1 protein-coding gene is annotated in these 2,685 nt (G+C 44.1%); it reads right to left on the bottom strand.

The annotated features are described in order from the left end of the window. The coding region (locus VIM88_RS00935) for a valine--tRNA ligase (RefSeq protein WP_331861001.1) at positions 1–2,630 on the bottom strand (2,630 nt) is incomplete at its 3' end. Between the last annotated feature and the right edge of the window lie 55 nt (positions 2,631–2,685).

Genomic DNA, 2,685 nt, shown 5'->3' with positions numbered 1-2,685 from the left:
TTGTTTTGTGCATCTTCCAATGCCTGCTTGTTCGTGGCCAATACTTCAGCCGGAGCGTTCGCTACGAACTTCTCATTGTTCAGCATACCGCTGAGTTTCTGTATCTCTTTTTCAAGCTTTTCTTTCTGTTTTGTCAGCTTGCTGATGATAGGTGTCATGTCTATCTCGCCTGTCGGAAGATAGACTTCAAGGTTATCAGAAATATCAGTAACCGAATTTTCAACCTTACTATTAACTAGTTCAACATCTTCAACTTTTGCAAGTTTTTGAATAAATGGTTTAATCGTTTGGATGCTAAATAATTTTGATGGATCATTGCCAATGAATTCAGATTTAATATACGCTTTTGTGATTTTACTATTGCCCATATCAATAGTGACCTTTGCTCTTCTAATAGCTGTAATTGCTTCTTCAATATGAGAAAAGAGGTCATTATAAATAGTGTTTCTAGTAATATCTTCTGGCGGAAACTTCTTAATCATTAGTGATTCACCTTCTTCAAGGGTAGTACCACTAAGTTTGTGATAAAGATGATCAGCAATAAATGGCATAAAAGGAGAAATCATTTTTAGTGTTTCTTTAAAAATGGCTCCAAGTTCAGGAATTGACTCTTTGGAAGCTTTGGAGTATTCGATTCCCCAGTCACAGAACTCATTCCAAACAAACCTATAAAGTATTGTTGCTGCTTCATTAAATTTATATGTATCTAATGCATCTCTTATTTCTTCTACAGCGAGAGATAACCTATATTTCATATATTGACCTAGTGGAGTTACAATCTTCGTTTCATCTAGATCCGCAAAGGTATCCACATTCATCTGTAAAAAGTTAGAAGCATTATAGAGCTTGTTGGTGAAGTTCCTGAACTGTTCCAGGTTCTTGGCTCCGAGCTTGATATCACGTCCCTGAACGGCAAGGAATGCCAAAGTGAAACGGATGATATCGGCAGAGTGTTCTTCCACCATATCAAGCGGATCGATCACGTTCCCTTTGGATTTGGACATCTTCGCGCCATGTTCGTCCCGTACCAGCGCATGCATGTAGATATCTTTAAACGGCAGTTTGCCTGTGAAGTGCTCTCCCATCATCATCATTCTCGCTACCCAGAAGAACATAATATCAAATCCTGTGATCAGCAGCGAGTTAGGGTAGAAATCTTTCATATCCGTCTCATTGTAGAGTTCGGTGAGTTTCCCGTTATTCCCCCAGCCCAATGGCGACATGGCCCACAAGGCAGAGGAGAACCATGTATCCAGTACATCAGGGTCCTGTGTCATGTGTTTGGATCCGCATTTCGGACAGGCTTCAGGCTCATCCGCTTTGTCCGCCCACTGGTGGCCGCAGTCGTCACAGGTAAAGACCGGGATACGGTGTCCCCACCAAAGCTGACGCGAGATACACCAGGGACGGAGTTCATCCATCCATGCCGTGTAGGAGTTGATCCAGTGGGCAGGGTGGAAGTTGTTATGTTTTTTGGTCTCTTTGATAGAGTTTTCTGCTATTTTTTCACTCAGGAACCACTGTTGGGAAATGAAAGGCTCAACAATGTTCTTGCATCGGTAGCAGTGTCCTACCTGATGTACATGCTCTTCTATCTTTACGATATGACCCGCATCTTCCAGTGCTTTTACGATCACAGGACGTGCTTCAAGTCTCTCCAATCCAGCAAACTCACCACAGTAGTCGTTCAAGATCCCTTTTTCATCAAAGACCTTGATGAATTCCAGGTCATGTCTTTTCCCTACCGCGTAGTCATTCTGGTCATGGGCAGGCGTTACCTTTACCACACCGGTTCCAAACGCCATATCTACATGTTCGTCCGTGATGACCTTGATCGTTCTGTCGGTCAGCGGCAGCAGTACCTCTTTGCCTACGATATCTTTATAACGCGCATCGTCAGGGTGCACCATGATCGCCGTGTCCCCGAAATAGGTTTCAGGTCTGGTCGTAGCGACATGCAGCTCACCGGACCCATCAGCGAATTTATAGACCATCGTATAGAACTTACCATTGACCTCTTCATGCTCGACTTCGATGTCGGACAGTGCGCCGTCATGGGTACACCAGTTGACCATGTAGTTGTTCTGTGTGATATGCCCTTCGTTATAGAGTGTGACAAAGGCTTCTTTGACGGCTTCCTTGAGTCCTTCATCCATCGTAAAACGTTCGCGTTTCCATGCAGGTGAAACACCCAGCTTTCTCATCTGATGTACGATCTTGCCGCCGCTGTTCTCTTTTTGCATCCAGGCACGCTCGAGAAACTTCTCGCGGCCTATCTCTTCTTTGGTGGTTCCTTCTGCCAAAAGCTGTTTTTCAACGACATTCTGTGTCGCGATACCCGCATGGTCAGTACCGGGCTGCCAGAGTGTTTTATACCCATCCATACGTTTGTAACGGGTGATGATGTCCTGGAGTGTAAAAGTAAGTGCATGTCCGATATGTAAAGACCCTGTCACATTCGGGGGAGGCATCATGATGGAGAAGGTTTTTACCTTGCCGTCTTTGCCTTCCTCCTGGATGTTCTTGTTTCCCTCTATTTCAAAGTATCCACGCTCTTCCCATAATTTATAGTAGCTGTCTTCTACTTCTTTTGGGTCATAGGTTGCTTTTTTTTCGGTTGTTTCGCTCATCGGGCTATCCTACATGATATTATATTGCCGCGATTATAGCGTAATGGTGCTTTTT

This window comes from Sulfurovum sp. (assembly GCF_036568385.1).
In the GTDB taxonomy this organism is placed as follows: Bacteria; Campylobacterota; Campylobacteria; order Campylobacterales; family Sulfurovaceae; genus Sulfurovum.
This window is presented reverse-complemented; position numbering and strand designations above follow the sequence as displayed.